Source organism: Thiothrix fructosivorans, assembly GCF_017349355.1.
Taxonomy (GTDB): domain Bacteria; phylum Pseudomonadota; class Gammaproteobacteria; order Thiotrichales; family Thiotrichaceae; genus Thiothrix; species Thiothrix fructosivorans.
On sequence record NZ_JAFMPM010000006.1, the window covers coordinates 1485773 to 1501092 of the forward strand.

Annotated in this window: 14 protein-coding genes; 9 read left to right on the forward strand and 5 right to left on the reverse strand. The window is 52.0% G+C overall.

What is annotated here, in order from left to right; genetic code table 11:
* The first annotated feature begins 1 nt into the window (after position 1).
* From J1836_RS10675 to J1836_RS10700, 6 genes are all read left to right on the forward strand, one after another.
* A complete protein-coding gene (locus tag J1836_RS10675; RefSeq protein WP_207251070.1) occupies positions 2 to 1024 on the forward strand; it encodes an aspartate-semialdehyde dehydrogenase in 1023 nt (340 codons plus the stop codon).
* Positions 1025 to 1279: 255 nt separating this feature from the next.
* Complete coding sequence (locus tag J1836_RS10680) at positions 1280 to 4474, forward strand: motility hub landmark protein FimV (protein ID WP_207251071.1); 3195 nt, start codon at positions 1280 to 1282, stop codon at positions 4472 to 4474.
* Between the two features lie 74 nt (positions 4475 to 4548).
* Entirely contained in the window at positions 4549 to 5331 is a 783-nt protein-coding gene (truA, locus tag J1836_RS10685; RefSeq protein ID WP_207251072.1) for a tRNA pseudouridine(38-40) synthase TruA, read from the forward strand.
* Positions 5332 to 5427: 96 nt separating this feature from the next.
* On the forward strand, positions 5428 to 5709 hold the full coding sequence (locus tag J1836_RS10690) for an RDD family protein (RefSeq protein ID WP_207251073.1): 282 nt from the start codon (positions 5428 to 5430) through the stop codon (positions 5707 to 5709).
* Between the two features lie 98 nt (positions 5710 to 5807).
* Complete coding sequence (locus J1836_RS10695; RefSeq protein WP_207251074.1) at positions 5808 to 6977, forward strand: UbiH/UbiF/VisC/COQ6 family ubiquinone biosynthesis hydroxylase; 1170 nt, start codon at positions 5808 to 5810, stop codon at positions 6975 to 6977.
* A gap of 18 nt (positions 6978 to 6995) precedes the next feature.
* Complete coding sequence (locus J1836_RS10700) at positions 6996 to 7901, forward strand: alpha/beta hydrolase (RefSeq protein WP_207251075.1); 906 nt, start codon at positions 6996 to 6998, stop codon at positions 7899 to 7901.
* Here the strand turns inward: J1836_RS10700 and J1836_RS10705 are convergent, their stop codons facing one another.
* A complete protein-coding gene (locus tag J1836_RS10705) occupies positions 7902 to 8474 on the reverse strand; it encodes a hypothetical protein (protein WP_207251076.1) in 573 nt (190 codons plus the stop codon).
* A 117-nt stretch (positions 8475 to 8591) separates the two neighbouring features.
* Here J1836_RS10705 and J1836_RS10710 point away from each other — a divergent pair, with 117 nt between their 5' ends.
* A complete protein-coding gene (locus J1836_RS10710; protein WP_207251077.1) occupies positions 8592 to 9644 on the forward strand; it encodes an Sfum_1244 family protein in 1053 nt (350 codons plus the stop codon).
* On the opposite strand, the gene J1836_RS10715 is transcribed toward J1836_RS10710, so the two are convergent.
* Both J1836_RS10715 and J1836_RS10720 read right to left on the reverse strand, forming a co-directional pair.
* The gene (locus tag J1836_RS10715; RefSeq protein ID WP_207251078.1) at positions 9641 to 9964 is read right to left on the reverse strand and encodes a low molecular weight protein tyrosine phosphatase family protein; all 324 of its coding nucleotides are present in this window, start codon (positions 9962 to 9964) and stop codon (positions 9641 to 9643) included. The two genes, J1836_RS10710 and J1836_RS10715, sit on opposite strands and share 4 nt — an antisense overlap.
* A gap of 15 nt (positions 9965 to 9979) precedes the next feature.
* A complete protein-coding gene (locus J1836_RS10720) occupies positions 9980 to 11116 on the reverse strand; it encodes a molecular chaperone DnaJ (protein WP_207251079.1) in 1137 nt (378 codons plus the stop codon).
* A gap of 87 nt (positions 11117 to 11203) precedes the next feature.
* On the opposite strand from J1836_RS10720, the gene J1836_RS10725 reads away from it, so the two are divergent.
* Positions 11204 to 12406 carry an MFS transporter gene (locus tag J1836_RS10725; RefSeq protein ID WP_207251080.1) on the forward strand — a complete coding sequence of 401 codons (1203 nt, stop codon included), beginning with the start codon at positions 11204 to 11206 and terminating at the stop codon, positions 12404 to 12406.
* 7 nt (positions 12407 to 12413) lie between these two features.
* Positions 12414 to 13376 (forward strand): transcriptional regulator GcvA, encoded by a 963-nt coding sequence (gene gcvA, locus J1836_RS10730; protein ID WP_207251081.1) that lies wholly within the window; start codon positions 12414 to 12416, stop codon positions 13374 to 13376.
* A gap of 217 nt (positions 13377 to 13593) precedes the next feature.
* On the opposite strand, the gene J1836_RS10735 is transcribed toward gcvA, so the two are convergent.
* Entirely contained in the window at positions 13594 to 14184 is a 591-nt protein-coding gene (locus J1836_RS10735; protein WP_207251082.1) for an NUDIX hydrolase, read from the reverse strand.
* Positions 14185 to 14187: 3 nt separating this feature from the next.
* Positions 14188 to 15264, reverse strand: coding sequence for a DesA family fatty acid desaturase (locus J1836_RS10740; protein ID WP_207251083.1), 1077 nt, complete (start codon positions 15262 to 15264; stop codon positions 14188 to 14190).
* Positions 15265 to 15320 lie beyond the last annotated feature (56 nt).

Genomic DNA, 15320 nt, shown 5'->3' on the forward strand with positions numbered 1-15320 from the left:
CATGATTAAGACTTACAATGTGGCGGTAGTGGGTGCGGGCAGTCTGGTGGGTGAAGCCATACTGGACGTGCTGGCAAAGCGTAAATTTCCGATTGGTAAAATTTATGCACTCGAATTTGAGACAGACGGCGAACAGTATGTCGATTTCGGTCATAAAACGCTGGATGTTGAATCTGTCGAAGATTTCGACTTTGCCAGCGTGCAGCTTGCGTTATTTGCCAGCACGGAAAGCGTGGCGGTGAATTATGTGCCAAAAGCGGTAGCGGCTGGTTGCATCGTGATTGATGACAGTGCCTGTTTCCGCTTCGATGCTGATGTACCGTTAGTCGTACCAGACGTGAATCCGCACGCCATTGCGGGGTATAAGCAGGGGGGGATTATTGCTAATCCCGGCAGCATGGTAAGCCAAATGTTGGTGGCACTGAAGCCGCTGCATGATGCTGCGACGTTAACGCGACTTAACGTGGCGACGTATCAGGCAGTTTCCGGCACGGGGCGTGCAGGTATCAATGAGTTAGCGCATCAAACGGCGCAATTGCTCAATGCACGTCCTGTCGAACCGGAGCTGTACGCCAAACAGATTGCGTTCAATCTCTTTCCGCATATCGGTGCGTTTCAGGATAACGGCTATACGTGGGAAGAAGTGAAGATGGTGCAGGAAACTCGTAAAATCATGGGCTTGCCTGAGCTTGGGGTCAACCCAACGGCGGTGCGCGTACCCGTATTTTTCGGGCATTCGGCAGCTATCCATCTAGAGACTGAGCGTAAACTGACGGCTGCTGAAGCGACTGAGTTGTTGCGTCAAGCGCCGGGTGTGGTCGTATTGGATGAGCGGGTGGATGGTGGTTATCCGACCCCCGTTACCGAGGCGGTCAATACTGATGCTGTGTATGTTAGCCGTATTCGTGAAGATATTTCTTGTGCGTCTGGCTTAGATTTATGGGTGGTTGCTGATAATGTTCGTAAAGGTGCTGCGTTAAATAGCGTGCAAATCGCCGAAATATTAGTTCGCGACTATCTGTAGGCATGGTTAAGCGGGAATTAATTCACTATTGCTGACAATGCGAATATGAATATGATGTGCTTTGGGTTTATGCCCAAAGTACGTGCCAGGGGCGGCATTGCTTAGCAAAATGTACTACTATATAGTTTCAATCCTAAGACATAATAACCAGAATCGCTATTCATCAGAATAATAAGGGCTTATAAGCGGAGCAGGTGATGAATCAGGGATGCCACAATCTTACACAGATAAAGAATCAATTGAAGGGGAATTGCAGTGAATAAACAAGCCTTGAGCTTAGCTATATTCATCGCCGGAGCGTATCCTGCGGCTTCCAGTGCCTTGGGGCTTGGGGATATTGAATCCAACTCTCACCTGAATCAGCCATTACGAGCCAAAATCGATTTGTTGTCTGCTGCCCCGGCAGATGCCAGCCAGATCCAAGTACGCCTTGCACCCGCCGAAGTATTTAATCGCGTCGGTGTTGCCCGCCCCGATTTCTTGGGGAATTTGCGCTTTACACCGACGGTGCAGGGCGGTAAGCCAGTTATTCTCGTGTCGTCCGATACACCGATTCAAGAACCTTTCGTCAATTTCTTGCTGGAAGTCAGTTGGCCGCAAGGGCAGCTCCTCAAAGAATACACCGTGATGCTAGACCCGCCGGTACTCATGCAGCCGGGGAATACGGTGGCGGGGGAGGCGGCGGTGCGTGCTGAACCAAAGGCTGCGGGCAATGTCCGCCGTCCTGCCCGTCAAGCCGCTGCGCAGCAAGCCGAGCCTACCCAACAGCAACAACCGGCTGCGGCGAATCGTAACCGTACTTACCGCGTGAAATCCGGCGATACCCTGTTCCGCGTGGCTTCACGCTTGCAACGTCCCGGCGTTAGTAATGACCAGATGATGATGGCGTTGTTCCGTGCGAATCCGGGCGCATTCATCGGCAACAATATTAATAATCTCCGTAATAATGCGGTGATGAAAGCCCCGTCTGCCAACGATGTTAGCGGCGTTTCACGGGCAGAAGCGCGTCGGCAAATTCGCCAGCAAAATGCCGATTGGCGTGAATTCCGCAAATCCTTGGCAGGCAATACCGTACCCCAACAAGCGACAGTCTCCAAAACAAACGGTAAGCAAGCCACACCAGCCGCCACCAAGCAAAATACGCCCGCCGCGAATGCGTCGGATAAAGCACGTCTCGAAGTGTTGGGCGCGAATAAAGACGCGAACGGGGTTGCTAAAGAGGCTGCCGTGGCAGCGGGCAATGCGAAACTGGCTGAAATCGAAAAACAACTCGCTTTGGCGAGCGAATCACTTGCGGCACGTCAGAAAGAAAATGGTGAACTCAAATCGCGTGTGACCGATCTTGAGTCGATGTTGAGCAAGAAAAACCGTTTGCTGGCCTTGCGTGATACCCAGCTTGCTGAGATTCAAAAGCAGTTAGCAGATAACGGCATCAAGGTAACGCCGGGTGCGGATGCGCTGGGTGCGGCAGCAGGTGCAGATCCACAAGGCAGCCAACCGGTTGCGGTGACACCGGATCAAGGCACAGACATCCAAACACACATGGCGAATGTGGCGGGTCAAGGGCAGAATACAATTTTGCGTACTGATCCACCTGCGCAACCAGCTCAGCCTGCGTCACCGGTCACGAATGCGGCGGTTGAACCACCAGCAGCAACAACGCCTTTGGTGGGCGGCAATCGTCCAACTCCAGCCGGTATGGCGACGGGCAATACGAATAATATTCCGTTGAAACCTGCCATTGTGCCGGTAACGCCTGCGGCAGATGCGCAACCGAAGAAACCAGCGGTATTCGCCGATCAAAACGGCGGTGACAATGATTTGCTGGGGCTGTTGACCTCGCCTCTTGCGCTGAAAATTGGTGCTGGCTCGTTAGCCTTGTTGCTGTTGCTGTGGTTGCTGGGACGTCGCCGCAAACCGGAGGGTGGTGCCAATGCAGTACGTCGTGAAGCCAATTTGGGTGACGATTTTGATACAACGCTACCCGTAGATACGCACGATCACTTTGACGTAAATTCGCTGGAAAAAGAACTGGAAAAAGCCGATAAGGGACGTATCGAGGACGATCCATTCGGTATCGGTCAGCCCCTTAGTTCGCCTAAAAATAATGCGTGGGATGATAACGATGGTATTCCGCCTATCGGTGGTTCATCGGCCACTGGCGGCAACGAGTCTGGTGAAGATGATTGCCTGACCGAAGCTAACGTTTACATTGCTTACGGTTTGTACCAGCAGGCAGAAAGCGAGCTGAAGAAGTGCATTGAGCGCAATCCTGACAAGCCGGAGTACCGCCATAAATTGTTGGAGTGCTATTTCGTAGCGAATAACCGCGAAGCCTTCGATAATCACGCGCAGCAATTTGCGGCGATGAACGGCGCGGGCAAAGACAGCTTGTGGAAATCCGTGGTCGAGTGGGGGCGTAAAATTAGCCCAGACAATAAGTTGTATCAAGGTGATGCTAGCCCAGCAAGCCCTGCTGCTCCTGCGTCTTCGGTTGCTGCTACAGTCGCGACGGCATTAGGTGGGATGGCAGCCGCGACAGCGGGTATTGCCTTGGCGAAGGATAACGTTGCAGACGTACCTGCGGCGAAAGCGCTAAGTGTGCCTGTTGCTGCGCAATCGCCTGTGCCGCCTGCGACGTTGGATTATCCTGAAGATGATTTCGGCGATTTGGATTTGGGTGAGTTGGACTTTGACGACATTGATCTCGACAAGTTGCTGCATGATTCTGAAACAACGGATGATGTGCCTGACGTGACGTTGAATGCAGTGGCAGCACCGGTATCTGCACCAGCGGCTGAATTACCCGCACTATCCAGTTTTGATTTTGACGAACCGAAACCAGCGGATAAAGCGGTTGCCTCGCCCATTGACGATGAGCCATTTGATTTCGATTTAGACGATCTGGATGACACGTTAGATTTTGATCTGGATGACATTGATGCGGTTGTCAAACCTGTACAGGTAACTGCACCAGCCGCACTAGCACAGGAAGAGAGTGCTGAACATTTGCTGGACTTTGATCTGGATGATTTAGAGGATTTAACGGATACCCCAGCGGTTGCTTCTAACCTGCCTGCCGCTGTGGCAACGGTTGCCGCACCGGTTGCGGCGATGGCTGCTGCTGGGAGTGCGACCAACTTGAACCTGCATTTGGACAATGATAACGGCATCGGGCGTATTTTGCCGAAAGACACGTTCTACGCGCCGATCAGCGATGAAGACAAGGATTGGTTGGGCGATATTGATGATGCACTGTCATTCCTCGATTTCCCCGATGAAGAGATCGACCTGCACGAAGCGCACATCAGCACCAAATTAGACTTGGCGCGTGCTTATCTCGACATGGGTGACATTGAAGGAGCGCGTAGCACGCTGGAAGAGGTCATGGTAGAAGGTAACGACGACCAGCGCCGCGAGGCGGAAGTACTGTTACACCAGACAGGTTGAGGAATCTGCACTTTCACGTTATAAAGGTCGGTTAATCCGACCTTTTTTTGTTTTGCCCGTGGAAAACCCCGACAATGAAATTTGCAGCGTGTATTGAATATGACGGCAGCCCCTTCTACGGCTGGCAGCGCTTGAGTCATGGCCCCACCGTGCAAGGTCATGTGGAACAGGCACTTTCCCGCGTGGCAGCGGAAACGGTGAGCGTGGTGTGTGCGGGGCGCACCGATTCGGGCGTGCACGGTATCGGGCAAGTGATTCACTTTGAAACCAGTGCGACGCGCCCGTTGCGGGGGTGGCTGTTTGGCACGAATGCACATTTGCCGGATAGCGTGGCAATGCGCTGGATTCAGCCCGTAGCAGACGATTTTCATGCGCGATTTTCGGCACGGGCGCGGCGTTACCGTTATATTATTTTGAATCGGCAAGCGCGTCCGGCGCTATTGCATCAGCGTGTGTATTGGCAACACGGTGAGCTGGATACTGAGTCGATGCATCTCGCTGCGCAAGCTTTGTTGGGAGAACAGGATTTTTCCAGCTTTCGGGCAGCGGGCTGTCAGGCGCGTCATGCAAACCGTGATATGCAGGCTATTACCGTCAGCCGTGAGGGCGATTTCATTTACTTGGATCTGGTGGCGAATGCGTTTTTGCATCACATGGTGCGCAATATCGCAGGGTCATTGTTGATGGTTGGGGCGGGGGAACGTCCGGTGGAATGGATCGCGGAATTGCTAGCGCTACGTGATCGTAAGCAGGCGGGCATGACTGCGCCTGCGTCAGGTTTGTATTTTGTGCATGTGGATTATCCCGAAGTGTTTGGTTTGCCAACAACTTACACCTTGCCTTACTACAACTTTTAACCGATTGCTGAAAAACTAGGATTTCTGCCAGCAAATTTGCGGTGAGCAACTATAATTAAGAACCAGAATATTGCGAGGTGACAAGGAGTGTCATACATGAAAGATTATTTACTGCCCAACAGAAATGAATCTAGCCGTAGCAATGTGGGAATGCACTTGCTGGCATTAGCGTTTGATTGGTTGTTGATTACGCTACTGTTATTACTGGTTGTCTTGTTTGTGTTTGGGCAAACATGGTTGCTTTACCAAGTGTCATACACTAATACCTCGTTGTATTGGGTGGTTTTGACGGTTCCTATTGTTTATTTCGTGAGTTTCTGGAGCTTGTGGGGTGCAACGCCCGGCAAATTGCTGCTCTTGCCTTGGTTGGAACGTTAACGCCGTGATACGGTAATTTTTCCGCACCTGTATTTCCTGCGTCTGCTTTGTTGTAGTCTTTGCAACAGGTAACGCTAATCTGAAAAGGGATGTTAGGAATGCAGACGCAATACGATGTCATCATTGCTGGTGGCGGTATGGTAGGTTCTACGCTAGCTTGTTTGCTGGGTAATGCCGGTAAACGTGTCGCAGTGTTGGAAGCGCACCCACCGGTTGATTTTTCCCCCTCTGATCCTTACGACTTGCGGGTATCCGCGATTAGCCGTGCGTCGCAACGTGCTTTGCTAGAAGCGGGCGCGTGGGAGGGTATCGTGGCCCGCCGTGCTGCGTCTTACGAGGTGATGCAGGTGTGGGATGCGACAGGGGATGGCGAAATCCGTTTCGATGCTGCCGATCTGGGCGAGCCAGACCTTGGGCATATTGTTGAAAACCGTGTGGTACAGCTTGCTTTGCTGGACGCTATTCGTGCACATCCCTCGATTGATTTGCTTTGCCCCGATAAGATTGCGGCGTTTGCAGCGGATGCGCAGCAGATAACGGTGACGTTGGCGAGCGGTAAAACCGTGCAGGCGCAATTATTGGTGGGCGCGGATGGTGCACAATCCAAAGTACGAGACTTGGCGGGTATCGCGTTGGAAACCAACGATTACGGACAAAAAGGGCTGGTGTGCGTGGTGCAAACCGCAGCGCCACATCAGGCAACCGCGTGGCAGCGTTTTATGCCGACGGGGCCTCTCGCGTTTTTGCCGTTGGGCGATGGCAGCAGTTCGATTGTGTGGACATTGCCTGCGGATCGGGCGGATGCCTTGTTGAATCTGTCGGCGAGTGATTTCTGTCGCGAATTGGCACAAGCCTTGGATTTCCGTTTGGGTGATGTGACGGCGGTAGGCGAACGTGCCGCATTTTCGTTGCGGGGTCGTCATGCTGAACCTTACATTCAAGCGCGGTTGGCGTTGGTGGGTGATGCGGCTCACACGATTCACCCGTTGGCGGGGCAGGGCGTGAATCTGGGCATTAAAGATGCGGTGGAACTTGCCAATCAAATCCGCCAAACGCACGGTGATATTGGTAGCGTGAAAGTGTTACGTGCTTACGAACGAGCGCGGCGTGGTGATAACGTACTCACCCAAAAAGCGATGGAAGGGTTTCGCTTGTTATTTGGTAACACCTTGATGCCGTGGAAAATCCTGCGCAATTCGGGGTTATCTATCGTGAATCGCATGAGCTTTTTAAAATACGAAATCGCGAAACGCGCGATGGGCATTTGAATAACGGAGGAGGATACAATGAGTTTACTAACACGTTTTACCGGTACGGTGGCGTTTTCGTTGTTGGCTGCGTTTGGCACGCTGCACGCCGAAGAAGTCACTGTGAAGCAAGGCGATCTTACCTTGCGTGGCGAATTGACGTTGGCGGAAGGTAAAACCGCTAAAGACGGCGTGATCTTAATGCAGCATGGCACGCTGGCGCACAATAAGATGGAAATCATGCAATCTTTAAGCGAGTTGCTGAAGGAAAAGGGTTACAACACGCTGAACGTGAACCTGAGTTACGCGGTCGACAAACGCCCCTCCGAGATGTTGGATTGCACCATCGAACACAAGCACAAACACGAAGACGCGGTAGCCGAACTTGATACGTGGATGAATTGGCTGAAAGAGCAGGGCGCAAGCAAAGTCACGATCTTGGGGCATTCACGCGGTGGCAATCAGGTGACGTGGTATGCGGCCGAAAAAGATTCTGCCTTACTGGAAAAGGTCGTGGCGATTGCTCCGGCAACGTGGGATGCCGCTAATTCTGCCAAGGAATACGAAGAGCGTAACAAAAAGCCACTGGCTGACATTATGGCTGAAGCGCAAAAACTGGTGGATGCTGGCAAAGGTGACACCGTGATGGAATTGCCCGGTTTTGTGTACTGCGAAAAAGCCAAAGCGACCGCCGCTGCGGTGTTGGGTTATTACAAGGATGATGAACGCAAAAACACGCCAACATTATTGCCCAAAATCAAAAAGCCCATGCTGATCGTGATGGGGTCGGCAGATGAGGTGGTCGCAGATTTACCTGCCAAGCTGGAAAGCGTTAAGCAGGATAACCTGACAGTGGAAACGGTCGACGGAGCCGACCATTTCTTCATGGATTTGTACGCCGATGAGTTGGCAGACAAGGTTGCTACGTTTGTGGATTGGAAGTGATTACTTGTGGCTTTCCAGCATCCCCAAACGGGTTAGGACTTTTTTGTAGGTGCTGAGCACTTCAGGCATCAGGGTGCGCTGGATATAGTCCAGCACCCACTTGCGGTCACGCGGCCCGACGGCTTCGGCGATGAAGTTTCCGAAAGCTAGCCCCATTGAGAAGCCGGGTTCTTGCCCGACTTTTCCCCACGTTGTGCCTGCATAATCTTCCATGCGCTGGTTTAATTTGTTGATGAACGGGTTGCGGTAATCACCGGGGCCGCCGAAGTCGCGGGCGTTGTCTTGCACATGATCGGCAATTTTCAGCGCGAACATCGTGATCATGGCAGCACGGTCTTCATCATTTAGAATATCGTGAGCGATGCGGTCGAGGACGTGGATCATGAATGCCATGATTTCTTCCATGATCATCACGCGCTGCATTTGGGTATCGGTCTGGAAATTCTCGTTTTCGATTTCCACTAGGGTTTGCATCCCTATCTTCCACGTATTAAACGCCAGTACACTGACAGTATCTTCCAACGAAACTTCACGTTCCTGCTTATTCCACTTGGTTTTTAGGCGTATGCGCACGGGGTTTTCCTCTCTCAAAGCTAAAACAGTGCGGCATTATAGGGGCAGGGGGCGGGGGAATGCGAATTGTGGGGTGAACCTTGCTATGATCGTGTGAAACGTAAACGAGGTAGGTTTATGCGCACACAGTATCAAGACTTGATCCAAACCATCCAACGCAATTGCCACATTGCTGACGCACGCCACGCGGGTGATTACACCTTATGCGTATATCTGCTGAAAATGCGCGAATTTTACCGCTGGGAAAAAGGCATCCTCCTCAGCGAAGTGGTGACTAGCGACGACGTGGGCGAATGGCTCACCCAACGTGAAGCCGTGTGGGATGCACTAGACGATCAAGATTACGCACCCGTGCCGCTCAATGGCAGCGGTGAACACGACCCGTTTGCTAACGAAGCCATCAATACCGCGTTGAACAAAGAGGGGCTGGTCTACAGTGCAGGCTACGGTCGGCGTTGCCGCCCACTGTTTTTCTTGGCGGAACTGGAACAAATCATCGAGCAAGACGATTACACGCTGTTGGTGGCAGGGCGCGAACTGGCGCGTGACGTGGAAGCCCCGCCCGCCATGAATCAAGGCAAGCACGTCTTTATCCGTCGCGAATCCTTGCGCCGCATGTTGTGGGAAAAGGTCGACGAATGGCGTTGGAGCGGTTTGGATAACCCAATGGGGCGGGCGCTGGCGCACTACGATTTCGATGCGGATGTGGAGGCGGCGTTAGATGCGATGGCAGCGGCTGAAATCCAAACCGTGATTGCGCACGAAATCGGCGAAGTGAAAGCGGGGCAGGTGTTGGGTGACACGGAATGGCAAACCATGCTGTTTGTGCTGCCACCGTCGCACGCCGACATTATGTTACGGGCAGTACGCGATTTACTGGCAGATTGCTTGCATACCTTGCCGGAATTGCTGGCACGGGGGAATGCTGCTTCCATCCATTTCTATTTCGGCAATCTGTCGGCAATGCGCAAAAAAATCGCGCCGCAGTTGGTAGCGGCGTATCAGCATTGGTATCAAACGGGTGATGTGGAGCAGATGGCGGCGTATGCGGAGTGGGGGCGTGAACATTGGGCGCAAGTGGGGCGCGAGGCGTTAGTATTGTTCCAAGCCAAGGGCATTGCTGCCTTGCAGGAGATCGAGGTATTGATTGGTGCAGAACATTCGTTTTAACGCAAAAACGCGCTCACTCTGGTTTCCAGCAGCCGAATCAACTCCGGCTGCATGTAGTCATAGTCATCAGGAATCCCCAGACAAATAACCCGTTTGCCATTCAGGTGAGCCTTGAACTGTTTCGACAATTTGTTGCGGTGGGCTTTTTCCATCACAAAAATCAGCGTTGCCCACTCGATTTGCTCAACGGAAAGGTGTACGTCGGCATCATTGCCCAGTCCGGCAGAGTCCGTTTCCACGTTTGTCCAAGTGGAGAAAACTTGTTCTGCGGTAGGGCTACGCAAGCGGTTTTGCGTGCAAATGAATAGGGCTCGAATCATGTACGGCTCTCACGCTTAACGAAACGGCGGGAAGCCGTCAAAAAATGGATCAAAATCTGGCTCTGGAATCCGATAGCTTTTCAGCCATGCTTTAAGATTTTTCACATCCTGAAACGTCCGCAAGTCGCGTTGGATGCGGGTAATCATGTCCTGCATCGTGCGTACATCTTCCCTGACCATCATCACCAAGCGTTTGGGTGAGAGCGTTTCAAACGGTGCAAGGTGCAGCATCATGCGGATTTGATCTTCTTTGAGAAACACTTCTTCCTGCAATTCGCGTAACTGGTCGTTGAGGATTTTGTTGTAATGCTTGAGGCGGTCAGCAGCAATATTGTTGAGCTTAGTCTGGTCGATTTGCTCAACGGCAAGCTGCAATTCCAGCAGTTTCAGCAAGTCCTTATTGCCGTAAGCGACAGTGACTTGCTGCATCAATTCGGTCTTGCGTTCGCGTTCTACGGGGTCTTGCTCACGGTCGGGGTGTAAGGCGCTGGTGAGTTGGCGGTAAACGGCTTGGATGGATTTGCTGACGTTAGCGGCTTCTTCCGCATCTTTGGCTTCTTGCGCCAGTTGTTTAGCGGTTTTTTTGCGTTGGGGGCGTGCAGCAGACGCGGCTTCTGCCTGTTCTTGCTGTTGTTTGAATTTGGTAAATAAACGTTCTGCACTGGCTTCGGGGTCGTTGGGGTCGAATTCACCGTCTTCTATCTTGATGCCCAGCTCTCTTTCCATCATCTGTTTGAGGAAATCCGCCGCCATGTCTTGCTCTTCTTGCGCCTCGGTATCGTAATCGCCGCCGCTGTATTTGTTGTAGAGCGTTTTTAGCTGATCACTGCCATCGGTTTGCAGCAACTCTTCGCAGGTTTCGGTAATCAGGTGGCTGAGTTTGTCTTGCTGATTGGCGGTGAATTTGTGGCTGGTGAACTGTTGGTCTAGCAGTTTGAGCATTGCCAGTTGTTGTTCTTGTAAGGTTTTTTTCAACGGTTCTAGCTTGGTCATGGCATCTTGTTGGCAGCGTGAGAAGGTTTCTTGCCATTCCGCCAGCAGTTTTTTTTGTGTGTCGATCTTTTTGATCAAATTGTTGAATTGCTTTTGAGCCGGTGACAGCGGCGCTTGGGTGGGCGCGGTTTTGATGTGGACAACTTTTTTCGTGGGCATGAAATCTTCCTGACAGGGTTTTGTAGTTAGTGTGGCATCAGGTGCGGCTTTGTTCCAGTATGCTGTGGGGAAATTCAGGAGATTGCCATGATTGAAGCGAATACCCGTGATTTTCGTGCTGCGACGTTGGCATTGTGCCTTGGTTCAGCGATGATTTTTGCCAACCTGCATGTGGTGCAGTCGTTGTTGCCGACGTTTGCGCAGCAATTTCATCTGACGGAATTGGAAGCAAGTTGGAGTTTGACCATTACGATTCTGACGCTCGGCTTGTCGTTGCTGGTGTATGGCCCGTTGTCGGATGCGTTGGGGCGTAAACCCATTATGGTAGTGACAATGACGGGCGTGGTATTGACCACATTGGCGTTGTCGCAGGTGGAAAGTTATGGCGCATTGCTGTGGTTGCGTGGTTTGCAGGGCTTGTTTCTCGGCGGCTTGCCTGCGATTGCGATTGCGTACATGGGGGATGAATTTACCCGCAAAGCGGTGGTGGTGGCGGTCGGGGTGTACATCAGTGCGAATAGTCTTGGCGGAGTAACGGGGCGCATGGTGGGCGGCTTCGTGGGGGAGCATTTCGGTTGGGCGGCAGCGTTTGGGGCAATGGGTGTGCTCAGTGCGGTGCTTTTGGTGGTGTTTGTGTGGCTGTTGCCGAAATCGCAGAATTTCCATGCTAAACCGTTGCACCCTCGTCACATTGTGCAGGATATGCACGGGCATTTGCGTAATCCAGTGTTGCTGGCGGCTTATTTGATTGCTGGCGGTAATTTCATGATTTTCCTGAATCAGTACAGTTACATTACCTTTGTGTTGGCGGCTGCGCCGTATCATTTGTCACCGCACGCGCTGGGTTTGCTGTTTTTGACGTATTTGAGCGGCACGCTGGCAGCAGCGTTTTCGGGGCGTATCACGCAGTATTTTTCTGCGCCCGTGGGAATGGCAGTGGGGATTTTGTTGTTGATGGGCGGTTCGCTGCTGACCTTGATTCCAAATTTATACGCGATTGTGTGGGGGTTTATGGTGAGCAGCTTAGGCTTTTTCCTGACGCATTCGTTGGCGAGTAGTTGGGTAAGCCATCATGCTTTGAGGGCGCGGGCGAGTGCGTCATCACTGTATCTGGTGTTTTATTACATGGGGGCGAGTGTGGGCGGGTTTGTGCTCGCGCCATTTTGGGCGTGGGCAGGCTGGTTGGGGGTCGTGGTTGGCTCGTTACTGGTGTATAGCCTGACATTGGGGTGCAGTGTGTGGTTATCTGTAAAATTTACCGCAACAAGAGACGTGGGAAATAAGGCATAATCACGCGATGTCTCAACAACTCCCCCCCCTGAATGCCTTGCGTGCCTTTGAGGCTGTTGCTCGCCACTTAAGTTTTACGAAAGCGGCGGTCGAACTCAATGTGACCCGCGCCGCGATTAGTCACCAGATTAAATTTCTGGAGGATTACCTTGGCTTTACCTTGTTGGAACGTAAAAATCGCACGATTACCCTCAGTCAAGGCGCAGAAGAGGCGTTGCCCAAATTACGCGAAGGTTTTGATAATCTCGCGGAAGCCGTACACTTGATGCGCAGCGAAAAGCATCGGCAAAGCATTACAGTGTTCACCACCCCGTCGTTTGCGTCCAAGTGGCTGATTCCGCGTCTGCATCGCTTTTCACTCAAACACCCCGATATTGATATGCAAATCAATAGCAACGTTCATCTGATGGCGGCGGATTTGCAGGGGGATGGCGGCGGTATGGATACCTTTTTCCGCCAGAATCATGTGGATGTGGTGATTGGCTTTGGAGCAGGGCAGTTAGCGGGGGCAGAAAAGTTGTTTGCGGTGTCGGCTGTGCCAGTGTGTAGCCCGACGTTGGTTAGCAAGACTCACCATCACCCTTTGAAACAGCCTGAAGATTTGGCGTTTCACACCTTGTTGCATGATGAATCCGATTATATTGGGCATCCGAGTTGGATAACCTGGCTGAAACGCCAAGGTGTGCAGGGGGTAAATGTTAATCGTGGCTTGCATTTTAACCACGTTTCCTTGGCATTGGATGCCGCTGTGGATGGGCAAGGGGTGCTATTAGCCATAAAACCATTGGCACAATCCGATATTGACGCGGGGCGATTGTGTATACCGTTCAATTTACCTATCCAATTAGAACATGCTTACTTTATTTTTCGTCAGAAAAAAAACAATAATAATCAAGTGGGTACAAACGTTTTTGTTGAGTGGCTGCGCGAAGAAGCTCAGTTACAAAGCCGCGAAGCCTCGAAAGGTTAGCTTTTCTAACCAATGAGTTTAGAAATTGTAGCTTGTCTGCCTAACCTGAAATCCATAATAATTGCTGCATTGCAGAAAACGAGTGATTCCGGCTTTCTCTCCTCCTCCTAGCGGCGGAATCATTTGCAAGCGCCCACAGCGCATGGACATAGAGGGTTTCTCTCCTCCTCCTCTCTATCCTCGTGTTCTTGCTGTGGGCGTACTCTTTCTAAACTGTCTATTGCAGACAAGCCAATAAAGCCAGCGTAATTCGCGCTGTTGCTCCCCACAGTATTTCCCCGTCATATTCCTGAAAGTAAACCACCGGTATGGGTTGTGCTACATCGTCTAATTGTCGATAGCGTATTTCGTGGTGTTGTGGTTGGGCTAGCCAGTGCAAGGGAATCGTGAAAGCGCGTGCCACTTCTTGTTCGCTGAGAGTCAGCGGGTAAGGCCACGGCACGGTGGCAACAATCGGCGCAATACGGAAGCGGCTAATGCTGTGGTGTGGGCTGAGTTGCCCTAGCACTTGCACATCTGCTGGCAAGATACCGATTTCCTCATGTGCTTCGCGCAATGCCGTGGCGGTCAGGCTGACATCTTCTGGGTCACGCTTGCCACCGGCAAAAGCCACTTGCCCACTGTGATAATCCCGTACCGAGGTCGGGCGGCGAATAAACAGCAAATGCCACGCATGTTCGACACGTACAAAGGGTACTAAGACCCCCGCTTCACGGCACGCATCCAGTGCCACGTCGTGCGTAGGGGCGCATTCCACCCGTAGGCACTGGCTAATCTCCGTTGCTGTCAATTGATCAATGTTGTGCATGATTTAAGTCACTATTGAATACCCACGTAAGCGTTGGGCAAATTGTTCCAGTGCGGCAACACCGGTTTTCTCGGCATTGCTGATCCACTCTTGTACCGCTTCCAGTCGTGCTTCTTGGCTGACGGTGGTGCGTTCCCATAATTGATGCAGGCGTTGCTGATACAGGTAAACGGTTTGCAAGGCTTGGCTTTCGGCGAGTATCGCTTGGTGGCGCAATTCCGCTTTGGTGACGGGTTTGACGACTTGTTGGGCGAAGTTGGAAAGCACTTGCAAACGGTTGCCGAGTACGGCGGTGACGGTATCAACGTCCACGGTCAGTTTTTGCGGGTTGATACGCAGACGTGGGGCAAGTTTGCGTACTTTCGCCATGCCGAGCATTTCCAGCAAGCGAATGTAAAACCAGCCAATGTCAAATTCATACCAGCGACTGGAAAGGCGTGCAGAAGCGGCAAACGCATGGTGATTATTATGCAGCTCTTCGCCACCAATCAGGATGCCGATGGGGGAAATGTTGGTGGAAGCGTCGGTGGTATTCCAATTGCGATAGCCCCAGAAATGTGCCAGCCCATTGATAACACCCGCCGCCCAGAACGGAATCCACAGCATTTGTACCAGCCAGACCAGTAAACCGGGTAGCCCGAATAACACCACATCAATGACCAACATGAGCACAATCCCCAGCCACGAGTGCGGGCTGTAAAGATGCCGCTCTAGCCAATCATCGGGTGTGCCTTTGCCGTATTTTTCGAGGGTTTCCTGATTTTTGGCTTCTTGTTTGTACAGCAGTGCGCCTTTCCACAATACGGTGTTGATACCACGGGTTTGCGGGCTGTGTGGGTCTTCAGGCGTTTCGCATTTAGCGTGGTGTTTGCGGTGAATAGCAACCCATTCGCGAGTAACAGTGCCAGTGGTTAGCCATAACCAAAAGCGGAAAAAGTGGGAGGGTATGCGCCCCAAATCTAATGCACGGTGTGCTTGGGTGCGGTGTAGAAAAATAGTGACCGCTGCGATGGTAATATGCGTTAAGCCTAGTGTGACCAGCACCAATTGCCATCCGCTCAGTTCCGACAGTAAACCCATACGATTTATCCCTCCTCTGTTGTAATAAAGAATACTCTACTACATTCGCTCCTATT

Bases quoted from the DNA above. Each gene is read 5' to 3' on its own strand.
- J1836_RS10710 (WP_207251077.1), top strand. From the start codon at position 8,592: ATGCGCACACAGTATCAAGACTTGATCCAAACCATCCAACGCAATTGC.
- J1836_RS10675 (WP_207251070.1), top strand. From the start codon at position 2: ATGATTAAGACTTACAATGTGGCGGTAGTGGGTGCGGGCAGTCTGGTG.
- truA (WP_207251072.1), top strand. From the start codon at position 4,549: ATGAAATTTGCAGCGTGTATTGAATATGACGGCAGCCCCTTCTACGGC.
- J1836_RS10715 (WP_207251078.1), bottom strand. From the start codon at position 9,964: ATGATTCGAGCCCTATTCATTTGCACGCAAAACCGCTTGCGTAGCCCT.
- J1836_RS10735 (WP_207251082.1), bottom strand. From the start codon at position 14,184: ATGCACAACATTGATCAATTGACAGCAACGGAGATTAGCCAGTGCCTA.
- J1836_RS10690 (WP_207251073.1), top strand. From the start codon at position 5,428: ATGAAAGATTATTTACTGCCCAACAGAAATGAATCTAGCCGTAGCAAT.
- J1836_RS10720 (WP_207251079.1), bottom strand. From the start codon at position 11,116: ATGCCCACGAAAAAAGTTGTCCACATCAAAACCGCGCCCACCCAAGCG.
- J1836_RS10725 (WP_207251080.1), top strand. From the start codon at position 11,204: ATGATTGAAGCGAATACCCGTGATTTTCGTGCTGCGACGTTGGCATTG.
- J1836_RS10700 (WP_207251075.1), top strand. From the start codon at position 6,996: ATGAGTTTACTAACACGTTTTACCGGTACGGTGGCGTTTTCGTTGTTG.
- J1836_RS10695 (WP_207251074.1), top strand. From the start codon at position 5,808: ATGCAGACGCAATACGATGTCATCATTGCTGGTGGCGGTATGGTAGGT.
- J1836_RS10740 (WP_207251083.1), bottom strand. From the start codon at position 15,264: ATGGGTTTACTGTCGGAACTGAGCGGATGGCAATTGGTGCTGGTCACA.
- gcvA (WP_207251081.1), top strand. From the start codon at position 12,414: ATGTCTCAACAACTCCCCCCCCTGAATGCCTTGCGTGCCTTTGAGGCT.